A 22,079-nucleotide genomic window follows, 5' to 3' on the forward strand; every position below is an offset into this window, starting at 1 on the left:
CAGGTGGTATAAATTTTTAGAATTTAACCACCTCGTCAAACCGTTGATCTTAAAAGGCTAAGCAACCAGAAGTAACTGAAAAATATCAAAAACAAGCGTCGTAATATACACTAAATATACGTTTAATATACAAGCTAAATAACTAATTTATCAATCGTATCAATTAGTTGTTTGATGTTTTTGTGGGTATATGTCTTTTCAGTGATATCGCCAGTAGCATGTCCGAGAATCCTTTTGACTGATGTTCTGTTCACATCTAATTCATCCATCAAACTGGCAAATGTGTGTCTTGTATCGTGTGGCAGATGTTCCATATTTAAAACCTCCATCAATCCATCCCATCTATGTCTATAAGTTTGATACGATACCTTTTTGGAGTTTTCCATAATTAAATATTTCTTACTCTGATCAAACCTGTCTTCTATTAGTGGAAGTATTTTTTTGTGTATAGGTATTAGTCTGTCTTTTCCTGATTCCGTTTTGCTGCCACCAATAAAATAACGTTTGTCTAAATGCACGTTCTCGTTTTTAACATTTAACAATTCACTGATGCGCAGCCCGGTATAAATTAAAATGAGGATTGTATCCACGTAATCATGATCGTCAACATTCTTCCATAGTGTGGATATTTCTTCATCTGAGAATGGCACCCTATTTTTCTGGTTTCCTTCTTTACGTATTTTGACAAATTGAGCATAGTTTTTGTTGACTATATCATTTTCCATAGCGAACTTAAACATTTGATTATACAATTTCAGCATATTAGCTTTAGTACTATCGCCTTTTTTACAATTATCTATCGTAGACTGCAACTTAGGCTTTTTTAGATTGATAAACTTTTCGTTATGAATAGGTTCTGAATGGTTAAATCCTTGTTGATAACAATATTTATTAGCTTTAGATTCATTTTCAGCCGTTTTACCGAATTTATCCTTGTAAAACATATAGTATAATTGTTCGAACGTAACCTTTTGCATATCTATGTCATATGGAGTCTCATTATAATCAGCTAATGCCTTATATGCTTCAGGACTAGTTTTGTAATAACCCAAATAAGCATATTTCTGAGTCCCGTTCTGATGATATCCGGTAGTTATTCTTGCAGCATAAGGTTTGCGCCTGTTTTTCCCTAAATTTACAACTCCACCGTATCCATTAGGATTTCTCATTACAAATCACCTTCATCTTCTAAAAAATATTTAGGAACTTCCTTATAAGCAACAATTTCCCCAACTAATTCCCCTTCATCATTAAAATAGATCGAATCATAAACAGGAAGCACAGCTACATCTTCCATATCTTTCTGTTTTCTTTTCTCTTCTAAAGATGTGATTTTCATAATGACCCCCCTTTTAAGAATGTATGTTCTATTTGAAAGTATAATAGAAGACGTACCTAAATACGCCCTCAGTTGATTATTTAATTTTTATAAATCTAGTAACTGCTTTTTCTTTTGATTGTATTCTTCTACAATAGTTGTTCTAATAGATACAATTTATTCATCATCTGACAAAGTCGCATTCATGAACATGATAGTTATGCCCATTTCAGGCAACTGTTCATCTGTGTGAAATGATATTGTATAATCATCGGCAAAATACATACCTGCATGATTAGGTAAAGCTTTTTCAAATTCGTCGCCTAATTCTTCCAAGTCAAGATCCAAAGCAGTAGCAACATGAAACATTGCATATAAACCATTACCTTTTAGTTCTCGGTAAGGCTGATCATCAGGAATGACAACTATATAAGAATTTATTTCTCCATCTTCTTGATAATTAGCTATAATGATATATTCATCAGAACTGTATAATGTTTGTGAGTAACCATTTTCAGATTCTTCAGCTGGTTGGATTTCTTCAATCAAATCAATATCATCTTCCAAAGAAGCAAGTTGATTGAAACTCTCAACGAATTCCTTCACTTCATCGCTATAAATTTCAATTTCTTCATTTTCAGATTGTTCCCCCCCATCATCTTTCACTTCTGTATCCTCTGCTTCGGTTCCTGTATACATAAAACCAACTATGACAGTTGCTTCTTCATCCATTTCTTCAATGTTGTGCATGACTGAGATGTCGTAAGCATTTTCTCTATAAGAATGCGATGAACTTTCGGTTCCTATTTGTATTTCATTTTCTAAAGCCTCGCGATCAAGACCTAATACTTCAGCAACTGTATATGTCGCTGAATATCTGTTCTCTCCATGTACATTATGTGATGTCACGGCATACCCGGTTGGTCCATTGCTATCATCATACACTGCTGTTATCGTATACCTAGCCGATGAATAAATTATTCGGGAATACCCTCTCTGTTGTTCTTCTAAATCACCAACATCACTTACCTCAATCTTTTCAAGAGCGCTTACACTAGAAGCTATACTATTAAAATCACTTATAAATTCAAGTAAATCATTATCCAAATCACTTTCTTCTTCAATTTCTCCGGCGGATACCTCTTCGGTGTCATTCGATGATTCAAGTTCTGTATTTTCGTTACCAGAGGCATTATCATTACAAGCCACCAAAAATAACATCATCCCAATTAAAAAAAATAACCATTTCTTCAAAAAAAATCGACCCCTCAATTAATTAATATCTATATTAAAACAGCACAACTGTTATTATGTCTATATATACTCAAGAACTTTTGTTCTTTATTAAAGAAATATACCTAATTTAAAATTAAAATTTTTTGAGGTGTATCACCTCATCTGGCACTCCATAAATGCCGCCGATTTCTTTAATGGTTAAATTTGTATCCTCATACTGACAAATAGATTCGTCTGACAATAGTAATTCTACAGCAAATCGATTAGCTTCCTGTTCAATCTTATCAACAGAAAGAAGTGTATTACTTCGTAAGAAAGGTGTATTAGTATCAGGATGTAATTCAACGTGTGCTAATTCATGTGCACAGGTAAACTTTTTAATAGGCTCATTCAATTTAGAATTGAGAAAAATAAACTTATTCCTTCTTATATACTTATAAAAACCATAAATTTCTTCATCCATATCCCTTTCAACAAGAATTATGTCTTTTGCAGCAATTATCTCGAACGGATCGTTAGTTTTATATTTTTTTGTTATGCCCTCTACAGTGTCCTTAATCCACATTTATAGACCCCCTGGTAAGTTACTGTTTCTTTTTGTGTTTATTCGGGGCGTATTTTTTGTTTATTCTGGTAGCTTGTCTTTCAGCGTATTCTAAAGCCTCTAATAAAGATTCTTTTGCATCTTCACTCATCGGTTCGCCCATAAAATTTAATCCATCTTCCCCAGTTCCTTCTTCTAAATCTTTTCTAATTTTCTCCATACGTTTAGCAATATCTAGCTCGTCTTTATCTGTTAAACGTTCGTAAGCTTGTTTGTATTCGTTAATTTTGTCGTCTTGCGAATACCCAGCAGCGTCCATGAATATACCGAATGGGACATCTAAAGCATCCGATAATTTTCGTAGATTTTCAACTTTAGGAGCCTTCCTTTTTCCATTTTCAATCCTAGATAATTGTGCCGCGCTAATCCCGGTATAAAGAGAAAGTTGATTAATTGTATAGCCTTTTGAATTTCTTTTGTCTTTTAAAAATTCACCAAAATTGGTAGTCATAACTTTATCTCCTAGTAATAACAAATTATATTACCTCCAATTCTAAAAGAGTTATTGCCAAAAGGGAATAATTTTCAAAGAAATTATAAAAAAAGTGTTGCCAAAAGGTAAAATAGGTGCTATATTATTACCATAAGGTAATTACCAAAAGGTAAAGGAGGCGACAACATGACCCAATCTAACGTGATTAAAGTAAAAACAGATTTTCTCCGCCAGCACTTGGATGATAACAATTTATCAGAAAAAGAATTTGCTGAAATAATCGGTGTATCGCATAGCACTGTTAACCGAATACTGAACGGCAAAAGACATCCAGGGGGAAAATTTGTTACAGGCGTTTTATCGAACTTTAACAGCTTATCATTTGATGAAGTATTTTCTTATGATATTTCATTACCAAAAGGTAATGATAAACAAATCGTATAGGAGGAACTAGAATGAAACGTGCTCTTAATGCAGCTCATAAATTAAATGAAAAATACCGCATGATTTCCATGGATCTTGATCAAGTGAACACTCACGAAGATGTATTATTTCAAGCTAAATCAGAAATCGATATGATCAGTTTTGATTGCGACGACTATCTTATCAATCAGTTAGAAGATGAAGGCAAGTCAGAAAAGCAAATAGAAAATATGAAGAAAACTGCAATCAAGCATTTAAATAACTTTTTACAAAAGTATAAGGAGGTGCCTAAATGAATCAACTAAAAGTAATTTCTCATAATGGACAACTTGTAACTGAAAGTCGTGAAGTAGCAAAAATGACTGATAAAACTCACGCTCATTTAATGAGAGATATTCAAGGATACAAACAGATTTTAGACCAAAATCCAAATTTGGATTCTGCTGATTTCTTTATGAACAGCACTTATCAATCAGGAACAGGTCAAAATTACAAATGTTTCCTTCTCACCCGAAAAGGTTGCGATATGGTAGCTAATAAAATGACTGGTGAAAAAGGTGTACTCTTCACAGCTGAATATGTCACTCGATTTGAAGAAATGGAACAAAAGCTTCAACAACCGAATGATTTAGTCACTGGTTATCTATCCATGAGTGAAGAAGATAGAGCGATCGCTTTCTTCAACTCACAAAAAGAGAAAAAGCAAATCGAACAACAACGCCAGGAAGAACTACCTTATACAAACTTTGGTAAAGCAGTATCGAATTCAAGTGCAGCAATCAACATCGGCGCTTTCTCCAAATTAATGTATGACGAGTACGGCATCAAGTTAGGTCGAAATAAAATGTTCCAGTGGCTGCGTGACAACGGGTATTTAATTAAATCCGGCAGAGAACGCAACCAGCCGAAACAGCAGTTTATCGAACAAGGATTGTTTACCACTACTGTAACAATGGTTTCTCGCACTGAGGGTGATGTCGAGAGTGTTACCACGTTAATTACAGGTAAAGGTCAAATCAAACTTTCGAACAAACTGATCTCTGAATTTTCAGTTTCAAAACAGAGAAAAATAATTTAACAAGCAAACTAATTTCAATCCACACGTCCAAAAAGGCGTGAACAAACAAACTAGAAATCAACTGAGTTTTCACCAACTGAGGGGGTTGGTAAATCCATTATAGCAATATACAAAACTATTAAAAGGCACTTTGTAGAGCAGGCAACGATGTTGCAGATTATGCAACGAAAGGGAGGATATAATGCAAACATTTTTGAACAAAGAACTCCTAACTTACTTGTATACGACTTTAAATAAGACTGACAAAGAGATTTCTAACTTCTTCGCAATTGACAGAACTCATGTAACTCATACTAGGAAAAAATTTGATATCAATTCAAATACAACAACAGGTAGAGAAGGAGAGTTGGCAGCGATTAATGAATTGGGTTCGCGAGGAATTAAAGCTATCGATATGAATGAGAAAGACAAATTGAATGACTTCGATATATCTGCAAATGGATATCGATTAGAAGTTAAAAGTTCAAAAATGTATGATGATAACTCTTTTACATTCACTCTCTCAGAAGGTCCGCATACAAGAGCAAAAATCAGTGGTAAAAGGATTAAATTATCTAACGGAAGGACTAGAAAACTCTTTAGATTAACCTGTGACTTTATTTTGTTCGTTGGGCTATCTAATAGGAAAAATTACATTTGGGTGATTCCATCTAGTTTTATCCCGGATAATACTCAAACCATTAGAATATCTTTGAATTCAAAAAGAAGTAAATATATCCCCTTTAAAGAAAGATTCGACTATTTAAGGAGGTGATCTTATGCAGGTATCGGAGGGGGAGTTGCTGCGGAGAATGCGGGCAATAGCAGGGTTTACCCAAACCAAAATGGCTAAGCTCATGAATTGCGATAAATCCCTTATATCAAGACTTGAAAGCGGTGCTGTCTCAGTAACGCTAAAAAGAGCTATGGTGTGGGCTGATAAAACAGGTAATCAAGACATGTTAATTGCTTTCGTTGCCGGTAGCCAAGTCGTCGCAGAAACACTTGTACACACTTCAGGAATATTAGGATTTGCATCAATGTTATTTATAAATCTATTTTAGGAGGTTATCAAGATGGAACGTAACGTATCAGTCGTTGAAACAGCTGAAATCTTAGGAAAATCACCACAATTTGTGCGCATTGGGTTGCAAAGGGGTTTATTACCTTTCGGTATCGCAATACAAATGTCGGGCGGAAAATACACCTACCATATCTCTCGCAAACAGTTAGAGGAGTATATCGGAAAGGTGGAGACAGCATGATAAACATTTTCGAAAGATTTCAAAAAGAAAAGGATTGCTATCTGTATAACAGAGAACTTGAAGGCGTTGCATTAAAAGCCGGAGATAACAAAAAAGCAATCGCGTATGCAGAGAACGCAACTAGATCACTAAGAGAAATCAACAAGATTGAATCATACATCAAAGAGTTGGAACAAATCAAATTTATAGTCGTTCAAATCGACAATGACCATGAAGATTTCGTGAGGTCCAGGATATGAGCGAGAAAAAGTACAAGATATTTCATTATTCAGCTTTTGTAGGAGCATTAGTATTTCTTTATTACGCAATGATTAATATTTAGGAGGTTAGCCAGTGAAACAATCAATAGAAGCACTTAAATCAGATATGTATTCAACTTTGGAATTGAAGCAAGGGATTATCCCGCAACAAGACTTACGGCAAGAAATAGCCGTTTATGTGGATGCTATAAACATCTTGGAACTATATATGTACCGCAGAAAGGAAACTCATATAAAAGATGTTCTCGACTGAATAAAGGAGGGTTAATCATGGATCATCCAGCAATTGAAAGAACAATGCGTACAGGCTATCCATATAGTGAACGTAGGCAAATGTTTGTAACTGACGGACTTGGAAACGATGTTCATTCAGGGGATGAAATCTTGGAATTCGATGGCGAATTTTATCTTGTTGAAGAACTGTCAATTGATGCTAGAGAAATATTAGAACAACATGGAGCAACTTATGAGACGGCAAAATAAAAAACGCCTTGGCAGAGGCGCTTTAAAAATTCTTAACAAATATATTTATGTGCCTATTATACGGCATTTAGGAGGTAAAAGCAAATGGGCTTTAGATTAGGTAATTTAACGATTGCAGCGGTCGAGGAAAAACATAAATTTATACTTTCGGATGCAGAAAGAGAAACGTTGGAAAGCATGAGACAAAATGACGCTCAAGAAATAGAAAATGGTAAATTTCATGTGTTCGATGAACCGATGACTATGTTTGTCTGCGATTCTTATGATACCAGAGCAGAAGTTATAAAAATATTATCAAAATACAATTCTGACATTAAAGGACAATTAGGTGTCGGATTTCAGGAGGGCTAAACAATGGATTACAACACATCCGAAATAAATCCCTTTGTCCAGATATACAAAACCTATCAAGATAAAGGTAAATCAATGGATGAAGCTTTTATATTAACTGTCCCTAAAATCGCCTGGAAGGGCGGAACGATCGATGATTTACAGGAATTAGAGTTAGCTCATACCCATGATATCAGAACGGATTTCGACCGAATAATGAAAGAGTTAGGAGAGGATATTTATGAACGAACTACAGTCTAGCTTAAACCAGTATTTAGAGGAACAAGAGCAAACAGAACGTGAATCTTTTGTTGTAGATACAGATGAAAAAGCCAATTGGGCGTTAAGGAAAATAAAGCAAGCGCAGCAGAAACAAATCGAAGCTAACGCTTTAGCAACGGAGGAACAAGACAAGATTGAGGCTTGGTATCAATCAGAAAGAGAAAAAGCGCAGAGAGACATTGATTATTTCCAAGGAATGCTTGCGCATTACGCAGTCAAAAAAAGAGAGAAAGACCCCAAATTTAAGTCTCAGAAACTACCAAACGGCCGGATTAAGTTCGTTAAGAAACAACCTGCATTTAACTATAAAGATGAAACAGTAGTTAAATATCTTGAAGAATCAGAACGCGAAGACTTATTAAAAGTTACCAAAGAACCTAAGAAAGCAGAAATTAAAAAAGCGTTTGTTATTAATGAGGATAAGCTAATTGATCCGGAGACAGGAGAAGTAGTGGACGGCATCACCGTAGAGCACCTTGAAGATGAATTTAAGGTGGAGGTGGATAAGGAATGAGCGATGAAAACCTTGTCCAAAAACTAATTCATGTTCAAAAAGAATTGAAAGCTCCGAAAGGTCAATTTAATAAATTCGGAAACTACAATTACAGGTCAGCAGAGGACATTTTGGAAGCTGTGAAGCCATTTAATGCTGAAAAAGGGTTACTACTCACATTGACAGATGAACCCTTATTGGTTGGCGAATGGCACTACATTAAAGCTACTGCAACTATCACAGATGGAAAAGATGCACACATCGTTACAGCTTATGCCAGAGAATCAGAAAACAAAAAAGGTATGGATCATTCTCAAATAACAGGCACAGCATCTTCGTACGCAAGAAAGTATGCACTTAATGGGTTATACCTTATCGATGATACGAAAGACGCTGACACTGATGAATATCAGAATCAAAACAATCAGCAACAGACAGGTAATCAAAGCAGCAATCAAACTAGTGGAAACCTTTCTGATAAACAAATAAAGCGTATGTATGCAATCGGGAGTCAATCAGGTATTAAAGCAGATCAGATAAAACAAGTAGTTAAAGATCAATATGGTAAACAGGAATTATCACAATTAACCAAGCAAGAATATGACGAAATCTGCAAGCGACTAGAAAGCGCGAAGGGAGCTTAGCCTCCCTTGAAAGGAGAATTAGATGCCGGCAGTTCCGAAGCCGAAACACAGAAGACGAGTACCTAAGCATAAAGACATCACAAGGATTACAAATAAAGCACGTGACGAGGTTTTGAGAAGGTCAGAAGGTAAATGTGAGCGATGCGGTAGAACAAGAGCATACGCCTTTGAAATATCACATTTAAAGCAAGCGTCGCATGGCGGATCTGGGAGTGATCCTAGCAATCTAGTTTTGTTATGTGGACCATCTGTAAACACTGGAACATGTCATAATTTCGCTGATTATACAGCAGCAGGCAGAGAGTGGCGCGCGGAAAAGAAATTAGAGTTGGAAGCTTATTATGCACAATAAATCAAACGTACTGCTGCCTGCTTGGATTTTCGAGCAGGCGCAGGACACTAACGAACGAAACCAGTTAATAGATCAATACATGGCCAGATATCCCGGCTACACCATTTTAGAGGTTAAAGGCAGATTTGCTATATGTGAGATACCAAGATAGGAGTGATTGGATGGAAAAGATACAACTGACTCAAGAACAGGCTGATGCAATTGAATTTGCTTTATCCGAAAGTGAAGACTTTAAAGACAATCCAGATCGGTTATTTAGGGAGTGCATAGCAAGTCATGTTAATTTTCATAACGAACTGTATGCACTAAATAAGTTAGATGTTGTGAAGTTGGCGAAAGTTTTATACGCACCAAACAGCTACGAGGTTATACCTCAATTAAAAGTTGGAGATTGGGCAACTTACGATAACGGACCATATTCATATCCTAGATATGTTACCCGTCAGGTTAATGAGATTGATGATGATTTGGTTTATTTCGATGAAGATAGATGCATGCCTATTGGACAAGTTAGGCTTGCATCCCAAGAAGAAGCAGCAGGAGCAAAGAAAATTCAGTTTTGGGACCGGGTTGGAAGAAAAGAAGATGAATATAAACATGATGACTTGGTGATAACCGATGCTGGCGATTATGGATTTATAGACATGAGCGAAGAGGATATATGTGCGATGAATCGTTACCCTGTCATATTGCTTAAAAACGGCAGTATAGCATGTGTGCCTGCTGATGAATTGCGATTGGTTGTGAAGCCAGAAGATAGATTAGATAAGTAATTTTAACAAGGATGCAAGGAGTGGTTATTTGGAGAAAATTAAGGAACAATTCGCTGCGTTTGTGGACTTAGTCAAAGAAAGAGTTGGAGAAGTCGAGGAAAACGTGGAGGAGAGATTGGCGCTTCATATCGAGGATTTCCTTACAGCGACCATTCAAAATATAGAAGAATGTGAATCGCCAATTGAAAAGATGATCGCGCTCGAATTTAACAGAATTATTAATAGGTCTTTTCTCGATGCAGGATATAACGTTTTTGATTGGGAACCTCAAAGAGAAATTATCCTGAACGAAGACACGCAATCAGAAAAGAAATATAGAGTGGACTTTTTCTTTCATTTTGCACAAATGAAAGAGAGAGGAGCGATTGAATACTCTTTTGCAATCGAATGTGACGGACATGAATTTCACGAAAAAACTAAAGAACAGGCTGCTAAAGATAAACAAAAAGACAGGGATTTGATGAAGAACGGAATAATCGTTATCAGATTTACAGGTTCTGAAATTCATAAAAATCCTTACAAATGCGCTCGTGAAGCGATAGAAATAATGGAAAACTATATTAGCAAAATGTACCGATTAGATTAACAACTGAGGAGGGTTCGGATTGATTATTAATAACAATTGTGGTGATGGAGATGGCTAAATACAGACAAATTCATATCGAATTTTGGCAAGATGGTTTCGTTTTAGATTTAACACCGGAAGAGAAATATTTCTATTTGTACTTAATGACAAATAGTAAAACAACGCAGTGCGGCATATACGAGTTGCCTAAGAGAATTATCGAAACAGAAACTGGTTACAACCGTGAAACTGTCGATAAGTTACTTCAAAGATTCGCCGATTACGGAAAAATAATCTATCACGAACCCACCAAAGAAATCATGATTTTGAATTGGATAAAGTTCAATTGGATAAATTCGCCGAAGGTTATTTCTCTTATAAAAAAAGAGTTAGCAAACGTTAAGAATCCTGATTATATCAAGGTTTTCAAAGAAAAATGTATAGAGTACGGATACGGTATCGATACGGTATCCATAGACCTAGGGGAAGAAAGAGAACTAAGAAAGAGAACTAAGAAAGAGAAAGAGAATAAAGAACAAGATTCTACCCGTGCTCTTTTCGAGCACTATCTTTCAAAAAATATTATTCAACATAAAAAAATTACTGGACCAATGAAAACCGCAGTAAATGCTAGATTAAAAGATTACACCTATGAACAGCTGGTACAAGCCATTGATAACTACGCCACAGTTCTTAAAAGTGATGTCCATTTTTTCTCGCACAAATATACTTTTGCGGATCTCATGCGAGATAAAGATGTGAGGAGATTTATTGATGACGCGGAACCGTTAAACAACTTTGCAAAGAGAGGAGCCAATTATAATGCAGCACCTTGGAACAGCAATACAGGAAGTAATGGCACGGGCGAAAGCTATGAGCAAGCAAAGCGAGAACTCGAACTCGCAAACAGAGCATTCGGAAGACACTAAATGCACGGCTTGTAACGATACTGGATTAATTATTGAAAAGAAAGAGCAGAAACAACCTAATGGGAAAGTTGTTCTGAAGGATTTAGGAAGACCTTGCCATTGCGTGCAGAAAAGAGCCTTAAAAAAAGCTTTTAAAAACTCATTGATACCGGATGAATTTAAAAATGCCCGGTTCGATAACTATGAGACTAATTCAGATGCTCAAGAAACTCTGTTTAATGCAATAAAAGAATATCTAAAGGACTTCCCGGAGATTATCAAAGGTGAATCAGAGCAAAACAGCTTAGGTTTCATTGCTGCATTTGGTGAAACTCGAATCAGATCATTACAAGGTGAAGCGAAATATCAAGCAAAAGCGGACCATAACAATTTTGGGTTAGGGAAGACACACCTTCAAATGGCAGCTGCAAAATGGATTCTTAATCGCATCAGAGTACGTGATGATATTGAAATGAATGTGAAATCAAATGCTGATTTCTTAGATACTAAATCGAAGTTCGATAGAGGCTGCCAGGTGCTGTGTGTATCGGATATCACGTTTATGGATGACCTAACCAGTGCAAAAATGGCGGGTGATGGTGGCGGAACGTTTAAAAACCTTCTGCATAACGCAATAAACGTGGACGTTCTAGTCTGGGATGACTTAGGAAAAGCGAAGTATTCCGAATCTAAAGAAGGTCTGTACTACCAGATTATCAATGAACGGTATTTGCATAAGCGACCTATCATTTTCAGTTCCAACGAGGATAAAGGCACATTATCCGAAAAGATTGGTTATGCAGCATCTAGTAGATTGCTAGGGATGTGCGGAGATAGATTATATGCGGTCGAAGGTGAAGATTATAGAATGCGAGGGGGAGTTCAACTATGAAAAAGCGACTGAAAAAGAAAGTTATGAAGCAATTGGCTGTCAAAACTGAAAGGATGCAGGAAACCAACGTAAAAGAAAAGCCGACTAAATTAGAGATTATGCGTGGTCCGCAAAAGGGGCAAAACATCATAGCTAACTACGGTTGCAAGTGTGAGAATATAAAACTTAATCAAGCCAAAGAGCGAAGCAAACAACTGCGTAAAGCTAAAATGATGCAGGTTTTCGATTACTATTCGCTGATTAATGACAATCTGCAGACAGCAACCATTGAGAACTATGAACCTACCAATGAGGCCTTGAAGCAAGCCAAACAACAAGTAATTGATTATATAGCTGAATATGACGGTAAAAAGAACCTATTGCTTACTGGCAGCTACGGGACCGGAAAGAGCCATATATCCGTTGCAGTTACTAAAAAAATGATGGAGCAAGGGAAAGAGTGCTTATTCCTCTCATTGCCTAAGTTACTTACCAAAATCAAAGAAACCTTCAGCGGTAATGGAGTCACGGAAGATGAATTGCTGCAGATGATTAAACGAGTGGACTTATTAGTACTGGATGATATCAGCGCCGAACATCATACCGAATGGGCGAATACAAAGCTGTTTGAGGTGTTGGATGATCGTTCTGGTAAATCGACGATATACACGACTAATTTAAACAGCAAGGAACTGAGAGCGCAGATTAATGAGCGTAACTTCTCCCGGATGATGGAGAATACGGATGTTATCAAGATGGACGGCAGAGATTACAGAAGAAAAGACTTTTAGGAGGAATGAGCATGTTTATTGAATTGTTAATTAATAATGATGACATACAGGAAGTCAGAACACTGAATGTAAGCCACATTGAAGAAATTCAAGATGGCGGCAAAATAACTTTTGTAACAATGGCGAGTGGAAAAATATATCATGTTGCGGATTCATACCAAGAAATCAAAGAAATGATTGCAAGGAATGGGAAATTCTTATGAACATGAAATCAGTAATGATATTTGACCCAAATGACAGTGAAGAGCAGACAGTAACGAAATTCATGGACTGGATGCGTGACAATCATAGTGCTGTTGGGGATAAGGCAGTGCCAGGAGTTAAGGAGACGCAAGAATATCTTAGGAGGTATGCGTGATGCTGAAAATGTTTGTATTCGGTGAAAATGACGATGTTATTACATGGGTTGCTGCCGAAACCCAAGGACAGGCAATTGATTTATATGAAAATATAACAGGAGACGAGATTGCTCATTGGTTTAATGATCTTAATGAATATGCAAGAGAAATGGATTCGGATGAAATGATGACCTATTATCATGACGGCAAAACTCCAGAAAAAGATACAATTCAGAACTTAATCAATAAATATTGTGATACTCCAGATATATTTGCAACTAGTGAATTTTAGGAGGTGCAACTAATGGGAGTAGTTAAGTTTAAAACGGCCGGTAAGCATGTGCCACTTATTCCATTGAACGGAGATAATGAATTTATTTTTGAGGACTTGGAACTTGTTTATCTTCCGGGTCAGTTAAAGAGAATAGCTCTAGCTTGGAATAATTGGCAAACCATTGAACAGATAGCCGAAAGAGAAGAACGGAGAGAAATTGAAATTTTGTTAGCATTAATTCATTTAGCAGACAAAGAAAAAATTGAAAGACCACTTGCCTTTATTCCTAAGCGCATTTAACGAATATGAAGCGCTGGTGAAGAGATTAATAGATTTGAGACTAAATATATACAAAGATGTTAAAACGTCTCAGAGATGGCTTATTTTGATTGGAGGGATAGTGTGAAACAAAAGATATTAGATGCTGGGTTGGCCATTTTATTGGTTGGTGCTGTTATAGCAATGATTTTCATGGTTTATCAAGTCAAAGAAGTACACGCCGAAAATGAACAGTTGCAGCAGGAAAATGCTGAATTGCTGTTAGAAAATATCGGCCTAGAAATTGATTTAGAAAATATCACCGATGCTTATTGGCAATTGAGTAATCGGTTGGAGAGATTGGAGTCTGAGGGAAAATGATAACAATTGAAGGAGATAAAAAATCAATAATTGTAACTGTATTAGAAGAAACTGAAAACGGAAATTTTGCTGGGTTAAGTTCTACCATATCTACCCAAGAATTGATCAATAGATTGATTGAAGAAGGTGCTTTGGAAGAGGGAGAAATGGTTTGTATTAAGGAGGGAGACTGATGGATAAACGGTTGGAAGAGATAAAGTTTTACGAGTCTATGAAAGTAATAATCTTGAAAAAAGAACCTGACGAGGATAAACACTGGTTGATAAATCGTGTGGATGAGTTACGAGAAGAAAATAAAGAATTGAAACAAGCAGGAAAATTCTTTGAATCCGGATATCACCAATTCGAAAAAGATAACCAGCGTTACAAACAGGCTTTGGAGGAAATAGCGAAGGAAATATATCTTGAAGGTGATTCTGATCTAGTCACACAGAACAAACTTATTAGAGTAATTTTAAAAGCACGTCAAGCACTTGGTGGCGATGGGAATGCGTAATAAGTATTCTGTATTTGGTGATGTGACTGTAATTTATCTAGAAGCGCACGGAGAAACTTTAACAACAGTTATAAATACTGAACACCTAGAAAAAATTAAAAGGTTTAAAAATAAATGGTTTGCGATTGATTATGGGAACGGATTGAAATATGTTACAGGCTATCTTTATAACAAAGGGAAACAGAAGACAATATATTTACACAGGTTCATAACCGACGCCCCGAATTCAAAAATAGTCGATCATATAAATCACAACGGTTTAGATAATAGAACTAAAAATTTAAGGTTAGTTGACCGTAGTGTGAACGCTTTAAATTCAAGAATTTATAAAACTAATAAAACCGGAGTAAAAAATGTGCGTTGGAACGATAGGTATGGGTATTACGAAGTGCGCATTAGAGTCAAAGGGAAAGAATATTCGAAGTATGGAATAAAAACGCTTGAGGAAGCAACGGTAATTGCTGATGAGTATAAAAATAAAGCATTGAAGGAGAATCCTAATGGAAATCTATAAAAAGCTAAGAGAATGGCTGTTAAACGCAAATTATCCGGTACACATGGTAGCAATGATGACAGATGAGGATGTAGTTGCTGAATACGAGGCTGTGACTGGAGATAATTCAGTGCCGCAGCCGGTTAACTAAGGAGGGGTTCAAAATGATACCACTAAAAGAATACGGTCAGTTAGAGGTGGGAATGACAATCATCGATTCAAACGGGATTGAAGCTATCGTTGAATCGATTGGTGAGGGTGGATTAGTTAAAGTTAACGGTCAAACATTTGTCTGGGATTGGGATAGATTGCATCCTGATGTGATGGTTAAAGAGACGGCGGCTGAACGGGATGAGAGATTGAGAAGCAAGGTTGTTGAACAACCGCAGGCGAGTTGGTTCTGATGGCAAGAACGCACGGTTCTAAATCTAAGAAAATAACAGAGTATGCCATATATATCGGTGATGAATTCCAATTCACGGGAAAAGCAGAGGAGTGTGCAATAAAGCTTAATGTTAAACCGGAAACAGTGCAATGGTATGCAACTGAAAGTTATATAAAGCGTATGGAAAAAGCAAAATTCGGTGATCCGATTATTTCTGTGAATGTCGGAAGGTGGGAACAGGATGCCTAAAAAGAAGCCTTATACATTTTACTGGTGTAGAGATTGCGATGTGGATTTTATCACATCTAAACAAGTTAAAAAGGCATGCTGCCCATCTTGTGCAGACAGCATTTATGTACAGTCAGTAAGAGATATTTGGTTAGAACGCCCATTTAATTATAAAAGACCATGGACAAGTGAAGAAGATGAAATTCTGCTGATATGTGTTGGGAGAGGAATGACACACGTTGAAATAGGCGAGACGATAGATCGGACAGGAAAGGCTGTTACCAGGAGATTAAGTCAATTGAGGAGGTCAGTCAATGAATCAAAAACGATCGATACTAAACATTGCTAAAAATCAGCTAGAAAAAGAATTAGAGCGAAAGCAACAAGCCGTAGCTAAACATTCTCAAAAACTAGCAAATGTAGATATGGACAAAACCACTTTAAAGAGTAGGGCGAAATTAAGGATAAATTTAGATACAGCTTGCGAATCGAGGGATTTTACGCAGAGCAGACTGGATTATTTAGAAGAATGGATGCAGGAGGTTAAACGATGAATATACAAAAATTATTTGAAATACAAGCGAAATTAGATAAACATATCGTTGAGAAAAAAGGTCTGGAAGGTCGGAACTTACTAGATGAAAAGATTCTTGCTCTACAGGTTGAATTAGGAGAATTAGCCAATGAATGGCGTGGGTTTAAGTTTTGGAGTGAGAATCAGGAGCCGAAACCACCGGTGCATAATTGGGATGTTTCAGAAGATGGATTAACTCAAGAGTGGTTACCGGAATGGGGCTATGAATCATATCCACTCCTAGAAGAATACGTTGATTGCCTTCACTTTATTTTGAGTATTGGGTTAGATTATAACGTTAATCCAGAAAACTCAACAAAGCATATAAACGAAACTATGAATTGGATTTTAGAAGACAGAAACGTTAGAAGCACATCAATTACTGAACAATTTAATATTGTTTTTGCAAACATTAGCTATTTTCATCAAATGGGAGAGCTTGAACATTACTATGATGTTACCACAGAGTTCTTTATTCTGGGCGAAAAGCTAGGTTTTACAGATAAACAGATAGAACAAGCCTATCTTGATAAAAATAAAATCAATCATGAGCGGCAACAAAATGGCTATTGAGGAGGTATAGCATGAGCGAATTACTAACTACGGGACAGATGATTGACAGATTAAAGCATGGTGAGATTGCTGTTGGCGAAGTATCTGAATTAGGAACAGTAATACAAGTGATTAAGCGTGAATCAGGAGGTATAAAACTACTTGAAGATGGATTTGGCGAAAGAACTTTGATGCTAGATGGTGGGGTAGTAGATTCAGTTAAATGGCGTATAGAACCTAATTATGTGTCGTTTGAAGAAGCAGTGAAAGCTTGGAAGCAAGGAAAAAGAATAAAATGGATTTCTCCAGATAGGACACATGAAAAATATATTCATACAAAAAATCACGATAATCCATTAACGCTATACAATCTAACTTTCAGAGATTTGATCGAGGGTAGCTGGGAAATAAAGGAGTGATTACATGAGCGAAACCGATGTACAGCAACGCAAATCAGAGCTTATCAGAGGACTTCGGCGCATCGGAATCTTTTACACTAGCGATGGTAGAAAACTAGAAGATTGCAGTTTTTATACTGTCCTGTGGAATTATATAGACGTTAAGTGCAAGGAAGGCAAATTACTCAGTGAGGAGTGATTGATATTGAGAGCCATCAGCATTGTTAAACACGTCGACAAAGTCAAATGTCTGGAAATGTGCAGGAATAAAGAAGACGAGGGTTTTATCTGTGTTAAGCCTATGCAGCACAATTTTAGCTGGTATGAGGCTGTTTATGTAAAAGAGGTGGTTAAGTGATTAAATTCGTGATTCCTTTAAAGCCAGTGCCAGCAGTTAGAATGACACAAAAAAGCATGTATGCCAATAAATATGCCAAGCGTTACCTCCAGTATAAAAAGCAAGTTGCTTGGATTGCTAAAGCGAGTATGAAAACACAGCCCATTGATGGGGATGTAGGCGTTAAATTAACGCATTATGCACATGGAAACAGGGCTGATATAGATAACCTATTTAAAGGAGTAACAGACGCTCTTAACAAGGTTGTATATAACGATGACAGGCAAGTTAAGCATATGGAATCTAGCATTATTAAATGCAACAAAGAAGAAGAACGCACAGAGGTTGAGGTTTATCGATTGGAGGCGGTGAAGTGAAGGATAAGGCTGAAAAAACATTAGAACAGTTAATCAAATGTTATGAAAATGACTTGCAAATCATTGATGGTCTTAATGAAGAACAAAAAGAAGAAATAAAACGCGACAGAGAAGATATGTTGCAAATGATTATTAAACTCACTTCATGGATTCATGATATTAGATATTGCAGTAATAAAGAATGCAAATGTTCACCTGAATCAAACATCAGAATCATTTTGGAGAGGAATGGAGAGCTTTTTAAAAACCCATATTATTTATTTCCGGTGCAGTGGAAGACTTTATTTGAAATTGCTGGTTTGGAGGCGGTGAAGTGACTATATTATTCCAGTTAGTATTAATTTTCATCATATTTATATCATTCGTGGTTATGTTTTCGCCACAGGTAAACAGAAATGATAATCAGCAGAATATGGCGTTTGTCTGCATGTTATCAATAGCAGCATTTACAGTGACAGTTATTTTGTAGGAGGGGTTATATGAGTAAGTATTTCATTCAAGTTAGGACTAATCCAGCAATGAAAAACATTAGCGGAACAACAGTGCAGTTTTTTGATAGCCACAGTTGGGTTTCTAGAGGAGTTGAATACGATAACTACAACGAGGCGGAACAAAGGTGCCGAGAGCTGATAGATGAAACTTCTGTTAGAGCTGATAATATCCGTATCTGTGAAGTAGTGGGCGAGTTCGAATCAACTGTGTCAGTCAAAACTAAGGAACAAGGGTGATAGCGTGACAACAAGCAAAGTAGAAATCAATCTGAGGGAAGATGCAGTATATAAAGTTTCTGAGGGGAAACTGGAGAAATTAGATACGCCAGGTAATGGCTATGGAAAGCAGGTCATTACTTGGCAAGGCGGGAAGCCTACGCATTATGAGGTTAGTTATACGGTGAAATAGGAGGAATGAAAATAAAACGTTTAAAGAAACTATTTTATGAGGATATGTATGAATTTAAATTAAACGGCGTGGCACTTGTCGGATGGTTATCAGCAAGCATTTATGGAGTAATAGCTTTAATCAAAAATGTTATAGATATCTTTAATTAAATAACAAGCAGTCTATCAGAAAAACTGAGGACAGATTTGGATTTGAGGGAATCCAGTCTGTCCTTTTTTAATTTATTGAGGGGGCATTCATATGAACAGCAAGCAAATAGAAGAAACACTGAGGGATTACAGCTGGATGTTGAATGAGATTAAAAGGCAAAGGCAGCTGATGGATTATGAGGGTGGTAATCTGGTTGCGCAATCTGGTATTGAATCCACTATGCCAAAAGCTAAAGGCGGCACAAGCGATCCGATTGCTATGGAAGTGATTAGACGTGATAAAAATAGCAAGTGGCTAGATAAGTTAGAAACCAAGGTATTGTTTATCCAAAAGAGAATACATCTTATTACCGATGAACGCGAGAAAGCTGTGCTAGAATGCATGTTAGATGGGTTGAGCATGAGTGCGATTACTGCCCATATGGGATTATCAAGAACCCATATTTACAGAATAAAAGATAGTATCGTGTTACAGATGTTACACTTTGAACACTTTGGACAGTATGAACAAAAGATGCGTACCAAAAAGCATTGCGTGTAAACTGGATGGCAGGAGGAGCAGGTAAGGGATCCCAGGTTGTTCATCCTATCTATCAAACATCAAATATTTATTAATATGTAGGTGTTTGGCTATATCTTATGGAGCAGGTGCAGATTCCTTATGAGGGCTGCACCAACTTTTTTATAAAAATACATAAGGACGTCTCCGATATGAGGCGTCTTTTTAAGCACTATAAATATTATGTAGTAGGCAGGAAAAACCTTTCTTTTTGTTGTAAAATGTAAATAAAAGGAGGGATGAAATGGGAAATTTTAATCGAGAACTAAGCGAAGAAAGACGTCGTGAAATAAGAAATAAAATGGAGAATGAGGTTCATATTGATGATAGTTTGGAAATGGCTTTTAGAGCTAGAGTTGAAGCCGTCATCGATATACTAAAAGACAAAGGATTAGTTGATGAAGAGGACATCCAAAAAAGGTCTGAAGTGGTTATAAGTGACATGCTTAAAGAATTTAATCAGTAATAATTAAGGCATCCTTTCGAGGGTGCTTTTTCTTATGGCTAAAAACAAGGAGGGAGTGCATATGTGATGGCTAACTTAAGTGATAAGCAGCAGATGTTTGTAGATGAATACATTATTGATTTAAACGCCACGCAAGCTGCCATAAGGGCAGGATATAGTAAAAAGACAGCGAGGTCCCAAGGACAACGAATGTTGACTAAAGTTGACATTCAAGAGGCAATTCAAAAAAGATTGGATGAAAAGCAAGAAAAGCTGATCATGAAGCAAGATGAAATTCTTATACGTTTAACAGAGCAAGCAAGGCGTGAATCGATCGACTATCAAGTAGTACTCACAGAAAAACCTTCCTTTGACGAACATAAAAATTTCTTAGGAATTGAAAAGAAACCAGAAATTGTTCAAGTTCCGACACAAAATAAAGATGCTATCAAAGCGTTAGAGTTATTAGGGAAACGGTATACCATGTGGACTGAAAAACAACAAGTAGAGAATATCACCCCTGTATTTGTTGAGGATGTGCCGGAAGATGAAGACTAAGGAACAGCCAAAAGTTTCACCTGCGAAAGCAATAGGCAAAGGATATAACCGATTTTGGCACAACAAGCAGTTTTATAGAGTTGTTAAAGGATCCCGTGGTAGTAAGAAATCCAAGAACACAGCGATCAATTTCATCTATCGAATTATGAAACATGAATGGGCGAATCTCCTTGTCATAAGGCGATATTCCAATACCAATAAGCAGTCCACATATACTGATTTGAAATGGGCGGCCAATAAATTAAAGGTTGCACATCTTTTTAAGTTTAATGAATCTATGCCGGAGATAACCTATATCCCAACTGGCCAAAAGATATTGTTCAGAGGTCTTGATGATGAATTGAAAATAACATCTATCACAGTGGATGTTGGCATACTCTGCTGGGCTTGGTTCGAGGAAGCATATCAGATTGAAACAGAAGATAAGTTTCGTACTGTAGTTGAATCAATACGTGGAACATATGACGATGAAGACTTTTTTAAGCAAATAACAGTGACGTTCAACCCTTGGAGCGAACGACATTGGCTTAAGAAAGTCTTTTTTGATGTGGAAACAAAAGAAAACGACACGTTTGCGGATACAACCACTTTTAGAGTGAATGAATGGCTTGATGATGTTGATAGGAAGAGATATTTAGACTTATACCGTACGAATCCAAGACGCGCACGAATAGTTGCTGATGGAGAGTGGGGCGTTGCTGAAGGTCTTGTGTTTGAAAATTTTGAGGTTAGAGACTTTGATCCAATTGAAAAGATTAAACAGGTACAAGAAACAACTGACGGAATGGACTACGGATTTACAAACGATCCGACCACTCTTGTTAGCTCCATTGTTGACTTAAAACAAAAAGAGATATGGATTTATGATGAACACTATGAAAAAGGTATGACCACGAAAGACATATACAACATGCTGCAGAAGAAAGAGAAGTTGAAAGCATCAATCACTGGAGATAGTGCGGAGCCTAGATTGATTCGTGAATTGGTTTCTAAAGGTGTTAGAAGGCTCCATGCATCTGTTAAGGGAAAAGATAGCGTGATGCATGGAATTAACTTCTTGCAGGGATTCAAAATATACATTCATCCTTCTTGCGAATATACCATCGAGGAATTCAACACTTATGTATTTGATCAGGACAAAGAAGGTAAATGGCTTAATAAACCAGTGGATGCAAACAATCACATCATAGATGCTCTTAGATATTCAATGGAGCGATACCACTTAGGTAAAGGCAAAGATAAAAAGAAAACTTACAAAGCTATCCAATCACTTGGATTGTAAAGGAGGG

Annotated in this window: 50 protein-coding genes; 45 read left to right on the plus strand and 5 right to left on the minus strand. The window is 36.6% G+C overall.

Annotation, left to right across the window (positions count from 1 at the left end):
• Window positions 1-134 precede the first annotated feature (134 nt).
• From BN986_RS25055 to BN986_RS25070, 5 genes are all read right to left on the minus strand, one after another.
• Window positions 135-1,169, minus strand: a complete 1,035-nt coding sequence (locus BN986_RS25055) for a tyrosine-type recombinase/integrase (RefSeq protein ID WP_040985448.1) — start codon at window positions 1,167-1,169, stop codon at window positions 135-137.
• Window positions 1,169-1,339 (minus strand): hypothetical protein, encoded by a 171-nt coding sequence (locus tag BN986_RS27250; protein WP_157037106.1) that lies wholly within the window; start codon window positions 1,337-1,339, stop codon window positions 1,169-1,171. Before BN986_RS27250 ends, BN986_RS25055 begins: the two co-directional genes overlap by 1 nt.
• A gap of 156 nt (window positions 1,340-1,495) precedes the next feature.
• Window positions 1,496-2,572, minus strand: coding sequence for a hypothetical protein (locus tag BN986_RS25060; RefSeq protein ID WP_040985450.1), 1,077 nt, complete (start codon window positions 2,570-2,572; stop codon window positions 1,496-1,498).
• A gap of 115 nt (window positions 2,573-2,687) precedes the next feature.
• Window positions 2,688-3,119, minus strand: a complete 432-nt coding sequence (locus tag BN986_RS25065; RefSeq protein WP_040985451.1) for an ImmA/IrrE family metallo-endopeptidase — start codon at window positions 3,117-3,119, stop codon at window positions 2,688-2,690.
• Between the two features lie 19 nt (window positions 3,120-3,138).
• On the minus strand, window positions 3,139-3,609 hold the full coding sequence (locus BN986_RS25070; protein ID WP_040985453.1) for a helix-turn-helix domain-containing protein: 471 nt from the start codon (window positions 3,607-3,609) through the stop codon (window positions 3,139-3,141).
• A gap of 168 nt (window positions 3,610-3,777) precedes the next feature.
• On the opposite strand from BN986_RS25070, the gene BN986_RS25075 reads away from it, so the two are divergent.
• From BN986_RS25075 to BN986_RS25260, 45 genes are all read left to right on the plus strand, one after another.
• Complete coding sequence (locus tag BN986_RS25075) at window positions 3,778-4,035, plus strand: helix-turn-helix domain-containing protein (RefSeq protein WP_052401157.1); 258 nt, start codon at window positions 3,778-3,780, stop codon at window positions 4,033-4,035.
• Between the two features lie 11 nt (window positions 4,036-4,046).
• Window positions 4,047-4,310 carry a hypothetical protein gene (locus tag BN986_RS25080; RefSeq protein ID WP_040985455.1) on the plus strand — a complete coding sequence of 88 codons (264 nt, stop codon included), beginning with the start codon at window positions 4,047-4,049 and terminating at the stop codon, window positions 4,308-4,310.
• On the plus strand, window positions 4,307-5,092 hold the full coding sequence (locus BN986_RS27550; RefSeq protein ID WP_052401158.1) for a Rha family transcriptional regulator: 786 nt from the start codon (window positions 4,307-4,309) through the stop codon (window positions 5,090-5,092). Before BN986_RS25080 ends, BN986_RS27550 begins: the two co-directional genes overlap by 4 nt.
• Before the next feature lie 181 nt (window positions 5,093-5,273).
• Window positions 5,274-5,846, plus strand: coding sequence for a hypothetical protein (locus BN986_RS25090; RefSeq protein ID WP_040985457.1), 573 nt, complete (start codon window positions 5,274-5,276; stop codon window positions 5,844-5,846).
• 4 nt (window positions 5,847-5,850) lie between these two features.
• Complete coding sequence (locus BN986_RS25095; protein ID WP_040985459.1) at window positions 5,851-6,135, plus strand: helix-turn-helix domain-containing protein; 285 nt, start codon at window positions 5,851-5,853, stop codon at window positions 6,133-6,135.
• Window positions 6,136-6,147: 12 nt separating this feature from the next.
• Entirely contained in the window at window positions 6,148-6,336 is a 189-nt protein-coding gene (locus BN986_RS25100; RefSeq protein ID WP_040985461.1) for a hypothetical protein, read from the plus strand.
• Entirely contained in the window at window positions 6,333-6,575 is a 243-nt protein-coding gene (locus BN986_RS25105; protein ID WP_040985463.1) for a hypothetical protein, read from the plus strand. Before BN986_RS25100 ends, BN986_RS25105 begins: the two co-directional genes overlap by 4 nt.
• A gap of 94 nt (window positions 6,576-6,669) precedes the next feature.
• A complete protein-coding gene (locus tag BN986_RS25110) occupies window positions 6,670-6,849 on the plus strand; it encodes a hypothetical protein (protein WP_040985465.1) in 180 nt (59 codons plus the stop codon).
• Between the two features lie 17 nt (window positions 6,850-6,866).
• Window positions 6,867-7,079: a hypothetical protein gene (locus BN986_RS25115; RefSeq protein WP_052401159.1), complete on the plus strand. Its 213-nt coding sequence runs from the start codon at window positions 6,867-6,869 to the stop codon at window positions 7,077-7,079.
• A gap of 84 nt (window positions 7,080-7,163) precedes the next feature.
• Window positions 7,164-7,430, plus strand: coding sequence for a hypothetical protein (locus BN986_RS25120; protein ID WP_040985469.1), 267 nt, complete (start codon window positions 7,164-7,166; stop codon window positions 7,428-7,430).
• 3 nt (window positions 7,431-7,433) lie between these two features.
• Window positions 7,434-7,670 carry a hypothetical protein gene (locus BN986_RS25125; RefSeq protein ID WP_040985471.1) on the plus strand — a complete coding sequence of 79 codons (237 nt, stop codon included), beginning with the start codon at window positions 7,434-7,436 and terminating at the stop codon, window positions 7,668-7,670.
• Window positions 7,651-8,205, plus strand: coding sequence for a host-nuclease inhibitor Gam family protein (locus tag BN986_RS25130; protein WP_040985473.1), 555 nt, complete (start codon window positions 7,651-7,653; stop codon window positions 8,203-8,205). The genes BN986_RS25125 and BN986_RS25130 overlap by 20 nt, the downstream gene beginning before the upstream one ends.
• On the plus strand, window positions 8,202-8,828 hold the full coding sequence (locus BN986_RS25135; protein ID WP_040985475.1) for an ERF family protein: 627 nt from the start codon (window positions 8,202-8,204) through the stop codon (window positions 8,826-8,828). Before BN986_RS25130 ends, BN986_RS25135 begins: the two co-directional genes overlap by 4 nt.
• Window positions 8,829-8,850: 22 nt before the next feature.
• On the plus strand, window positions 8,851-9,180 hold the full coding sequence (locus BN986_RS25140; RefSeq protein WP_040985477.1) for an HNH endonuclease: 330 nt from the start codon (window positions 8,851-8,853) through the stop codon (window positions 9,178-9,180).
• Window positions 9,170-9,331 (plus strand): hypothetical protein, encoded by a 162-nt coding sequence (locus BN986_RS27555; protein ID WP_187378623.1) that lies wholly within the window; start codon window positions 9,170-9,172, stop codon window positions 9,329-9,331. Before BN986_RS25140 ends, BN986_RS27555 begins: the two co-directional genes overlap by 11 nt.
• Before the next feature lie 10 nt (window positions 9,332-9,341).
• Window positions 9,342-9,953, plus strand: a complete 612-nt coding sequence (locus BN986_RS25145; RefSeq protein ID WP_040985479.1) for a hypothetical protein — start codon at window positions 9,342-9,344, stop codon at window positions 9,951-9,953.
• A 28-nt stretch (window positions 9,954-9,981) separates the two neighbouring features.
• Window positions 9,982-10,539, plus strand: coding sequence for a DUF559 domain-containing protein (locus BN986_RS25150; RefSeq protein WP_040985481.1), 558 nt, complete (start codon window positions 9,982-9,984; stop codon window positions 10,537-10,539).
• Window positions 10,540-10,589: 50 nt separating this feature from the next.
• The gene (locus BN986_RS27825) at window positions 10,590-11,447 is read left to right on the plus strand and encodes a replication protein (RefSeq protein ID WP_244445103.1); all 858 of its coding nucleotides are present in this window, start codon (window positions 10,590-10,592) and stop codon (window positions 11,445-11,447) included.
• Window positions 11,341-12,318, plus strand: coding sequence for an ATP-binding protein (locus BN986_RS25160; RefSeq protein ID WP_244445102.1), 978 nt, complete (start codon window positions 11,341-11,343; stop codon window positions 12,316-12,318). The genes BN986_RS27825 and BN986_RS25160 overlap by 107 nt, the downstream gene beginning before the upstream one ends.
• Window positions 12,315-13,088 carry an ATP-binding protein gene (locus tag BN986_RS25165; protein ID WP_148417208.1) on the plus strand — a complete coding sequence of 258 codons (774 nt, stop codon included), beginning with the start codon at window positions 12,315-12,317 and terminating at the stop codon, window positions 13,086-13,088. Before BN986_RS25160 ends, BN986_RS25165 begins: the two co-directional genes overlap by 4 nt.
• Before the next feature lie 11 nt (window positions 13,089-13,099).
• Entirely contained in the window at window positions 13,100-13,291 is a 192-nt protein-coding gene (locus tag BN986_RS25170) for a flagellar FlbD family protein (protein WP_040985485.1), read from the plus strand.
• On the plus strand, window positions 13,288-13,446 hold the full coding sequence (locus BN986_RS27560) for a hypothetical protein (RefSeq protein ID WP_187378624.1): 159 nt from the start codon (window positions 13,288-13,290) through the stop codon (window positions 13,444-13,446). Before BN986_RS25170 ends, BN986_RS27560 begins: the two co-directional genes overlap by 4 nt.
• The gene (locus tag BN986_RS25175) at window positions 13,446-13,718 is read left to right on the plus strand and encodes a hypothetical protein (RefSeq protein WP_040985487.1); all 273 of its coding nucleotides are present in this window, start codon (window positions 13,446-13,448) and stop codon (window positions 13,716-13,718) included. Before BN986_RS27560 ends, BN986_RS25175 begins: the two co-directional genes overlap by 1 nt.
• Before the next feature lie 12 nt (window positions 13,719-13,730).
• Window positions 13,731-14,000 (plus strand): hypothetical protein, encoded by a 270-nt coding sequence (locus BN986_RS25180; RefSeq protein WP_040985489.1) that lies wholly within the window; start codon window positions 13,731-13,733, stop codon window positions 13,998-14,000.
• A 102-nt stretch (window positions 14,001-14,102) separates the two neighbouring features.
• On the plus strand, window positions 14,103-14,339 hold the full coding sequence (locus BN986_RS25185) for a hypothetical protein (protein WP_040985491.1): 237 nt from the start codon (window positions 14,103-14,105) through the stop codon (window positions 14,337-14,339).
• Window positions 14,336-14,512, plus strand: coding sequence for a hypothetical protein (locus BN986_RS27255; protein WP_157037107.1), 177 nt, complete (start codon window positions 14,336-14,338; stop codon window positions 14,510-14,512). Before BN986_RS25185 ends, BN986_RS27255 begins: the two co-directional genes overlap by 4 nt.
• Entirely contained in the window at window positions 14,512-14,835 is a 324-nt protein-coding gene (locus BN986_RS25190; RefSeq protein WP_040985493.1) for a hypothetical protein, read from the plus strand. The genes BN986_RS27255 and BN986_RS25190 overlap by 1 nt, the downstream gene beginning before the upstream one ends.
• Window positions 14,828-15,349, plus strand: a complete 522-nt coding sequence (locus BN986_RS25985; protein WP_052401161.1) for an HNH endonuclease — start codon at window positions 14,828-14,830, stop codon at window positions 15,347-15,349. Before BN986_RS25190 ends, BN986_RS25985 begins: the two co-directional genes overlap by 8 nt.
• Window positions 15,336-15,479: a hypothetical protein gene (locus BN986_RS27260; protein WP_157037108.1), complete on the plus strand. Its 144-nt coding sequence runs from the start codon at window positions 15,336-15,338 to the stop codon at window positions 15,477-15,479. The genes BN986_RS25985 and BN986_RS27260 overlap by 14 nt, the downstream gene beginning before the upstream one ends.
• A gap of 13 nt (window positions 15,480-15,492) precedes the next feature.
• Complete coding sequence (locus BN986_RS25200; RefSeq protein ID WP_040985495.1) at window positions 15,493-15,732, plus strand: hypothetical protein; 240 nt, start codon at window positions 15,493-15,495, stop codon at window positions 15,730-15,732.
• Window positions 15,732-15,962 carry a hypothetical protein gene (locus BN986_RS25205; protein ID WP_040985497.1) on the plus strand — a complete coding sequence of 77 codons (231 nt, stop codon included), beginning with the start codon at window positions 15,732-15,734 and terminating at the stop codon, window positions 15,960-15,962. Before BN986_RS25200 ends, BN986_RS25205 begins: the two co-directional genes overlap by 1 nt.
• Window positions 15,955-16,290, plus strand: coding sequence for a hypothetical protein (locus BN986_RS25210; protein WP_040985499.1), 336 nt, complete (start codon window positions 15,955-15,957; stop codon window positions 16,288-16,290). The genes BN986_RS25205 and BN986_RS25210 overlap by 8 nt, the downstream gene beginning before the upstream one ends.
• Window positions 16,256-16,495 carry a hypothetical protein gene (locus BN986_RS25215; protein ID WP_040985501.1) on the plus strand — a complete coding sequence of 80 codons (240 nt, stop codon included), beginning with the start codon at window positions 16,256-16,258 and terminating at the stop codon, window positions 16,493-16,495. The genes BN986_RS25210 and BN986_RS25215 overlap by 35 nt, the downstream gene beginning before the upstream one ends.
• The gene (locus BN986_RS25220) at window positions 16,492-17,088 is read left to right on the plus strand and encodes a dUTP diphosphatase (RefSeq protein ID WP_040985503.1); all 597 of its coding nucleotides are present in this window, start codon (window positions 16,492-16,494) and stop codon (window positions 17,086-17,088) included. The genes BN986_RS25215 and BN986_RS25220 overlap by 4 nt, the downstream gene beginning before the upstream one ends.
• Before the next feature lie 11 nt (window positions 17,089-17,099).
• Window positions 17,100-17,486: a hypothetical protein gene (locus tag BN986_RS25225; RefSeq protein ID WP_040985504.1), complete on the plus strand. Its 387-nt coding sequence runs from the start codon at window positions 17,100-17,102 to the stop codon at window positions 17,484-17,486.
• Window positions 17,487-17,819: 333 nt separating this feature from the next.
• Complete coding sequence (locus BN986_RS25230) at window positions 17,820-18,179, plus strand: RusA family crossover junction endodeoxyribonuclease (RefSeq protein ID WP_040985506.1); 360 nt, start codon at window positions 17,820-17,822, stop codon at window positions 18,177-18,179.
• A complete protein-coding gene (locus BN986_RS25235) occupies window positions 18,176-18,496 on the plus strand; it encodes a hypothetical protein (RefSeq protein ID WP_040985508.1) in 321 nt (106 codons plus the stop codon). The genes BN986_RS25230 and BN986_RS25235 overlap by 4 nt, the downstream gene beginning before the upstream one ends.
• Window positions 18,493-18,648 (plus strand): hypothetical protein, encoded by a 156-nt coding sequence (locus tag BN986_RS27265; RefSeq protein WP_157037109.1) that lies wholly within the window; start codon window positions 18,493-18,495, stop codon window positions 18,646-18,648. The genes BN986_RS25235 and BN986_RS27265 overlap by 4 nt, the downstream gene beginning before the upstream one ends.
• 10 nt (window positions 18,649-18,658) lie before the next feature.
• Window positions 18,659-18,907 (plus strand): hypothetical protein, encoded by a 249-nt coding sequence (locus BN986_RS25240; RefSeq protein WP_040985510.1) that lies wholly within the window; start codon window positions 18,659-18,661, stop codon window positions 18,905-18,907.
• Window positions 18,908-18,911: 4 nt separating this feature from the next.
• Window positions 18,912-19,079 (plus strand): DUF3954 domain-containing protein, encoded by a 168-nt coding sequence (locus tag BN986_RS26580; protein WP_074435750.1) that lies wholly within the window; start codon window positions 18,912-18,914, stop codon window positions 19,077-19,079.
• A gap of 5 nt (window positions 19,080-19,084) precedes the next feature.
• On the plus strand, window positions 19,085-19,228 hold the full coding sequence (locus BN986_RS27270) for a hypothetical protein (protein WP_157037110.1): 144 nt from the start codon (window positions 19,085-19,087) through the stop codon (window positions 19,226-19,228).
• A gap of 91 nt (window positions 19,229-19,319) precedes the next feature.
• On the plus strand, window positions 19,320-19,769 hold the full coding sequence (locus tag BN986_RS25245; RefSeq protein ID WP_040985512.1) for a helix-turn-helix domain-containing protein: 450 nt from the start codon (window positions 19,320-19,322) through the stop codon (window positions 19,767-19,769).
• A gap of 262 nt (window positions 19,770-20,031) precedes the next feature.
• Complete coding sequence (locus BN986_RS25250; RefSeq protein WP_040985514.1) at window positions 20,032-20,253, plus strand: hypothetical protein; 222 nt, start codon at window positions 20,032-20,034, stop codon at window positions 20,251-20,253.
• Between the two features lie 66 nt (window positions 20,254-20,319).
• Window positions 20,320-20,790, plus strand: coding sequence for a terminase small subunit (locus BN986_RS25255; protein WP_040985571.1), 471 nt, complete (start codon window positions 20,320-20,322; stop codon window positions 20,788-20,790).
• Complete coding sequence (locus BN986_RS25260; protein ID WP_040985516.1) at window positions 20,780-22,072, plus strand: PBSX family phage terminase large subunit; 1,293 nt, start codon at window positions 20,780-20,782, stop codon at window positions 22,070-22,072. The genes BN986_RS25255 and BN986_RS25260 overlap by 11 nt, the downstream gene beginning before the upstream one ends.
• Window positions 22,073-22,079: the final 7 nt, after the last annotated feature.

It is taken from the genome of Oceanobacillus jeddahensis (assembly GCF_000750635.1).
Taxonomy (GTDB): domain Bacteria; phylum Bacillota; class Bacilli; order Bacillales; family Amphibacillaceae; genus Oceanobacillus; species Oceanobacillus jeddahense.

Bases quoted from the DNA above. Each gene is read 5' to 3' on its own strand.
- BN986_RS25055 (WP_040985448.1), bottom strand. From the start codon at position 1,169: ATGAGAAATCCTAATGGATACGGTGGAGTTGTAAATTTAGGGAAAAAC.
- BN986_RS27250 (WP_157037106.1), bottom strand. From the start codon at position 1,339: ATGAAAATCACATCTTTAGAAGAGAAAAGAAAACAGAAAGATATGGAA.
- BN986_RS25065 (WP_040985451.1), bottom strand. From the start codon at position 3,119: ATGTGGATTAAGGACACTGTAGAGGGCATAACAAAAAAATATAAAACT.
- BN986_RS25070 (WP_040985453.1), bottom strand. From the start codon at position 3,609: ATGACTACCAATTTTGGTGAATTTTTAAAAGACAAAAGAAATTCAAAA.
- BN986_RS25075 (WP_052401157.1), top strand. From the start codon at position 3,778: ATGACCCAATCTAACGTGATTAAAGTAAAAACAGATTTTCTCCGCCAG.
- BN986_RS25080 (WP_040985455.1), top strand. From the start codon at position 4,047: ATGAAACGTGCTCTTAATGCAGCTCATAAATTAAATGAAAAATACCGC.
- BN986_RS27550 (WP_052401158.1), top strand. From the start codon at position 4,307: ATGAATCAACTAAAAGTAATTTCTCATAATGGACAACTTGTAACTGAA.
- BN986_RS25090 (WP_040985457.1), top strand. From the start codon at position 5,274: ATGCAAACATTTTTGAACAAAGAACTCCTAACTTACTTGTATACGACT.
- BN986_RS25095 (WP_040985459.1), top strand. From the start codon at position 5,851: ATGCAGGTATCGGAGGGGGAGTTGCTGCGGAGAATGCGGGCAATAGCA.
- BN986_RS25100 (WP_040985461.1), top strand. From the start codon at position 6,148: ATGGAACGTAACGTATCAGTCGTTGAAACAGCTGAAATCTTAGGAAAA.
- BN986_RS25105 (WP_040985463.1), top strand. From the start codon at position 6,333: ATGATAAACATTTTCGAAAGATTTCAAAAAGAAAAGGATTGCTATCTG.
- BN986_RS25115 (WP_052401159.1), top strand. From the start codon at position 6,867: ATGGATCATCCAGCAATTGAAAGAACAATGCGTACAGGCTATCCATAT.
- BN986_RS25120 (WP_040985469.1), top strand. From the start codon at position 7,164: ATGGGCTTTAGATTAGGTAATTTAACGATTGCAGCGGTCGAGGAAAAA.
- BN986_RS25125 (WP_040985471.1), top strand. From the start codon at position 7,434: ATGGATTACAACACATCCGAAATAAATCCCTTTGTCCAGATATACAAA.
- BN986_RS25130 (WP_040985473.1), top strand. From the start codon at position 7,651: ATGAACGAACTACAGTCTAGCTTAAACCAGTATTTAGAGGAACAAGAG.
- BN986_RS25135 (WP_040985475.1), top strand. From the start codon at position 8,202: ATGAGCGATGAAAACCTTGTCCAAAAACTAATTCATGTTCAAAAAGAA.
- BN986_RS25140 (WP_040985477.1), top strand. From the start codon at position 8,851: ATGCCGGCAGTTCCGAAGCCGAAACACAGAAGACGAGTACCTAAGCAT.
- BN986_RS27555 (WP_187378623.1), top strand. From the start codon at position 9,170: ATGCACAATAAATCAAACGTACTGCTGCCTGCTTGGATTTTCGAGCAG.
- BN986_RS25145 (WP_040985479.1), top strand. From the start codon at position 9,342: ATGGAAAAGATACAACTGACTCAAGAACAGGCTGATGCAATTGAATTT.
- BN986_RS27825 (WP_244445103.1), top strand. From the start codon at position 10,590: ATGGCTAAATACAGACAAATTCATATCGAATTTTGGCAAGATGGTTTC.
- BN986_RS25160 (WP_244445102.1), top strand. From the start codon at position 11,341: ATGCAGCACCTTGGAACAGCAATACAGGAAGTAATGGCACGGGCGAAA.
- BN986_RS25165 (WP_148417208.1), top strand. From the start codon at position 12,315: ATGAAAAAGCGACTGAAAAAGAAAGTTATGAAGCAATTGGCTGTCAAA.
- BN986_RS25170 (WP_040985485.1), top strand. From the start codon at position 13,100: ATGTTTATTGAATTGTTAATTAATAATGATGACATACAGGAAGTCAGA.
- BN986_RS27560 (WP_187378624.1), top strand. From the start codon at position 13,288: ATGAACATGAAATCAGTAATGATATTTGACCCAAATGACAGTGAAGAG.
- BN986_RS25175 (WP_040985487.1), top strand. From the start codon at position 13,446: ATGCTGAAAATGTTTGTATTCGGTGAAAATGACGATGTTATTACATGG.
- BN986_RS25180 (WP_040985489.1), top strand. From the start codon at position 13,731: ATGGGAGTAGTTAAGTTTAAAACGGCCGGTAAGCATGTGCCACTTATT.
- BN986_RS27255 (WP_157037107.1), top strand. From the start codon at position 14,336: ATGATAACAATTGAAGGAGATAAAAAATCAATAATTGTAACTGTATTA.
- BN986_RS25190 (WP_040985493.1), top strand. From the start codon at position 14,512: ATGGATAAACGGTTGGAAGAGATAAAGTTTTACGAGTCTATGAAAGTA.
- BN986_RS25985 (WP_052401161.1), top strand. From the start codon at position 14,828: ATGCGTAATAAGTATTCTGTATTTGGTGATGTGACTGTAATTTATCTA.
- BN986_RS27260 (WP_157037108.1), top strand. From the start codon at position 15,336: ATGGAAATCTATAAAAAGCTAAGAGAATGGCTGTTAAACGCAAATTAT.
- BN986_RS25200 (WP_040985495.1), top strand. From the start codon at position 15,493: ATGATACCACTAAAAGAATACGGTCAGTTAGAGGTGGGAATGACAATC.
- BN986_RS25205 (WP_040985497.1), top strand. From the start codon at position 15,732: ATGGCAAGAACGCACGGTTCTAAATCTAAGAAAATAACAGAGTATGCC.
- BN986_RS25210 (WP_040985499.1), top strand. From the start codon at position 15,955: ATGCCTAAAAAGAAGCCTTATACATTTTACTGGTGTAGAGATTGCGAT.
- BN986_RS25215 (WP_040985501.1), top strand. From the start codon at position 16,256: ATGAATCAAAAACGATCGATACTAAACATTGCTAAAAATCAGCTAGAA.
- BN986_RS25220 (WP_040985503.1), top strand. From the start codon at position 16,492: ATGAATATACAAAAATTATTTGAAATACAAGCGAAATTAGATAAACAT.
- BN986_RS25225 (WP_040985504.1), top strand. From the start codon at position 17,100: ATGAGCGAATTACTAACTACGGGACAGATGATTGACAGATTAAAGCAT.
- BN986_RS25240 (WP_040985510.1), top strand. From the start codon at position 18,659: ATGAGTAAGTATTTCATTCAAGTTAGGACTAATCCAGCAATGAAAAAC.
- BN986_RS27270 (WP_157037110.1), top strand. From the start codon at position 19,085: ATGAAAATAAAACGTTTAAAGAAACTATTTTATGAGGATATGTATGAA.
- BN986_RS25245 (WP_040985512.1), top strand. From the start codon at position 19,320: ATGAACAGCAAGCAAATAGAAGAAACACTGAGGGATTACAGCTGGATG.
- BN986_RS25250 (WP_040985514.1), top strand. From the start codon at position 20,032: ATGGGAAATTTTAATCGAGAACTAAGCGAAGAAAGACGTCGTGAAATA.
- BN986_RS25255 (WP_040985571.1), top strand. From the start codon at position 20,320: ATGGCTAACTTAAGTGATAAGCAGCAGATGTTTGTAGATGAATACATT.
- BN986_RS25260 (WP_040985516.1), top strand. From the start codon at position 20,780: ATGAAGACTAAGGAACAGCCAAAAGTTTCACCTGCGAAAGCAATAGGC.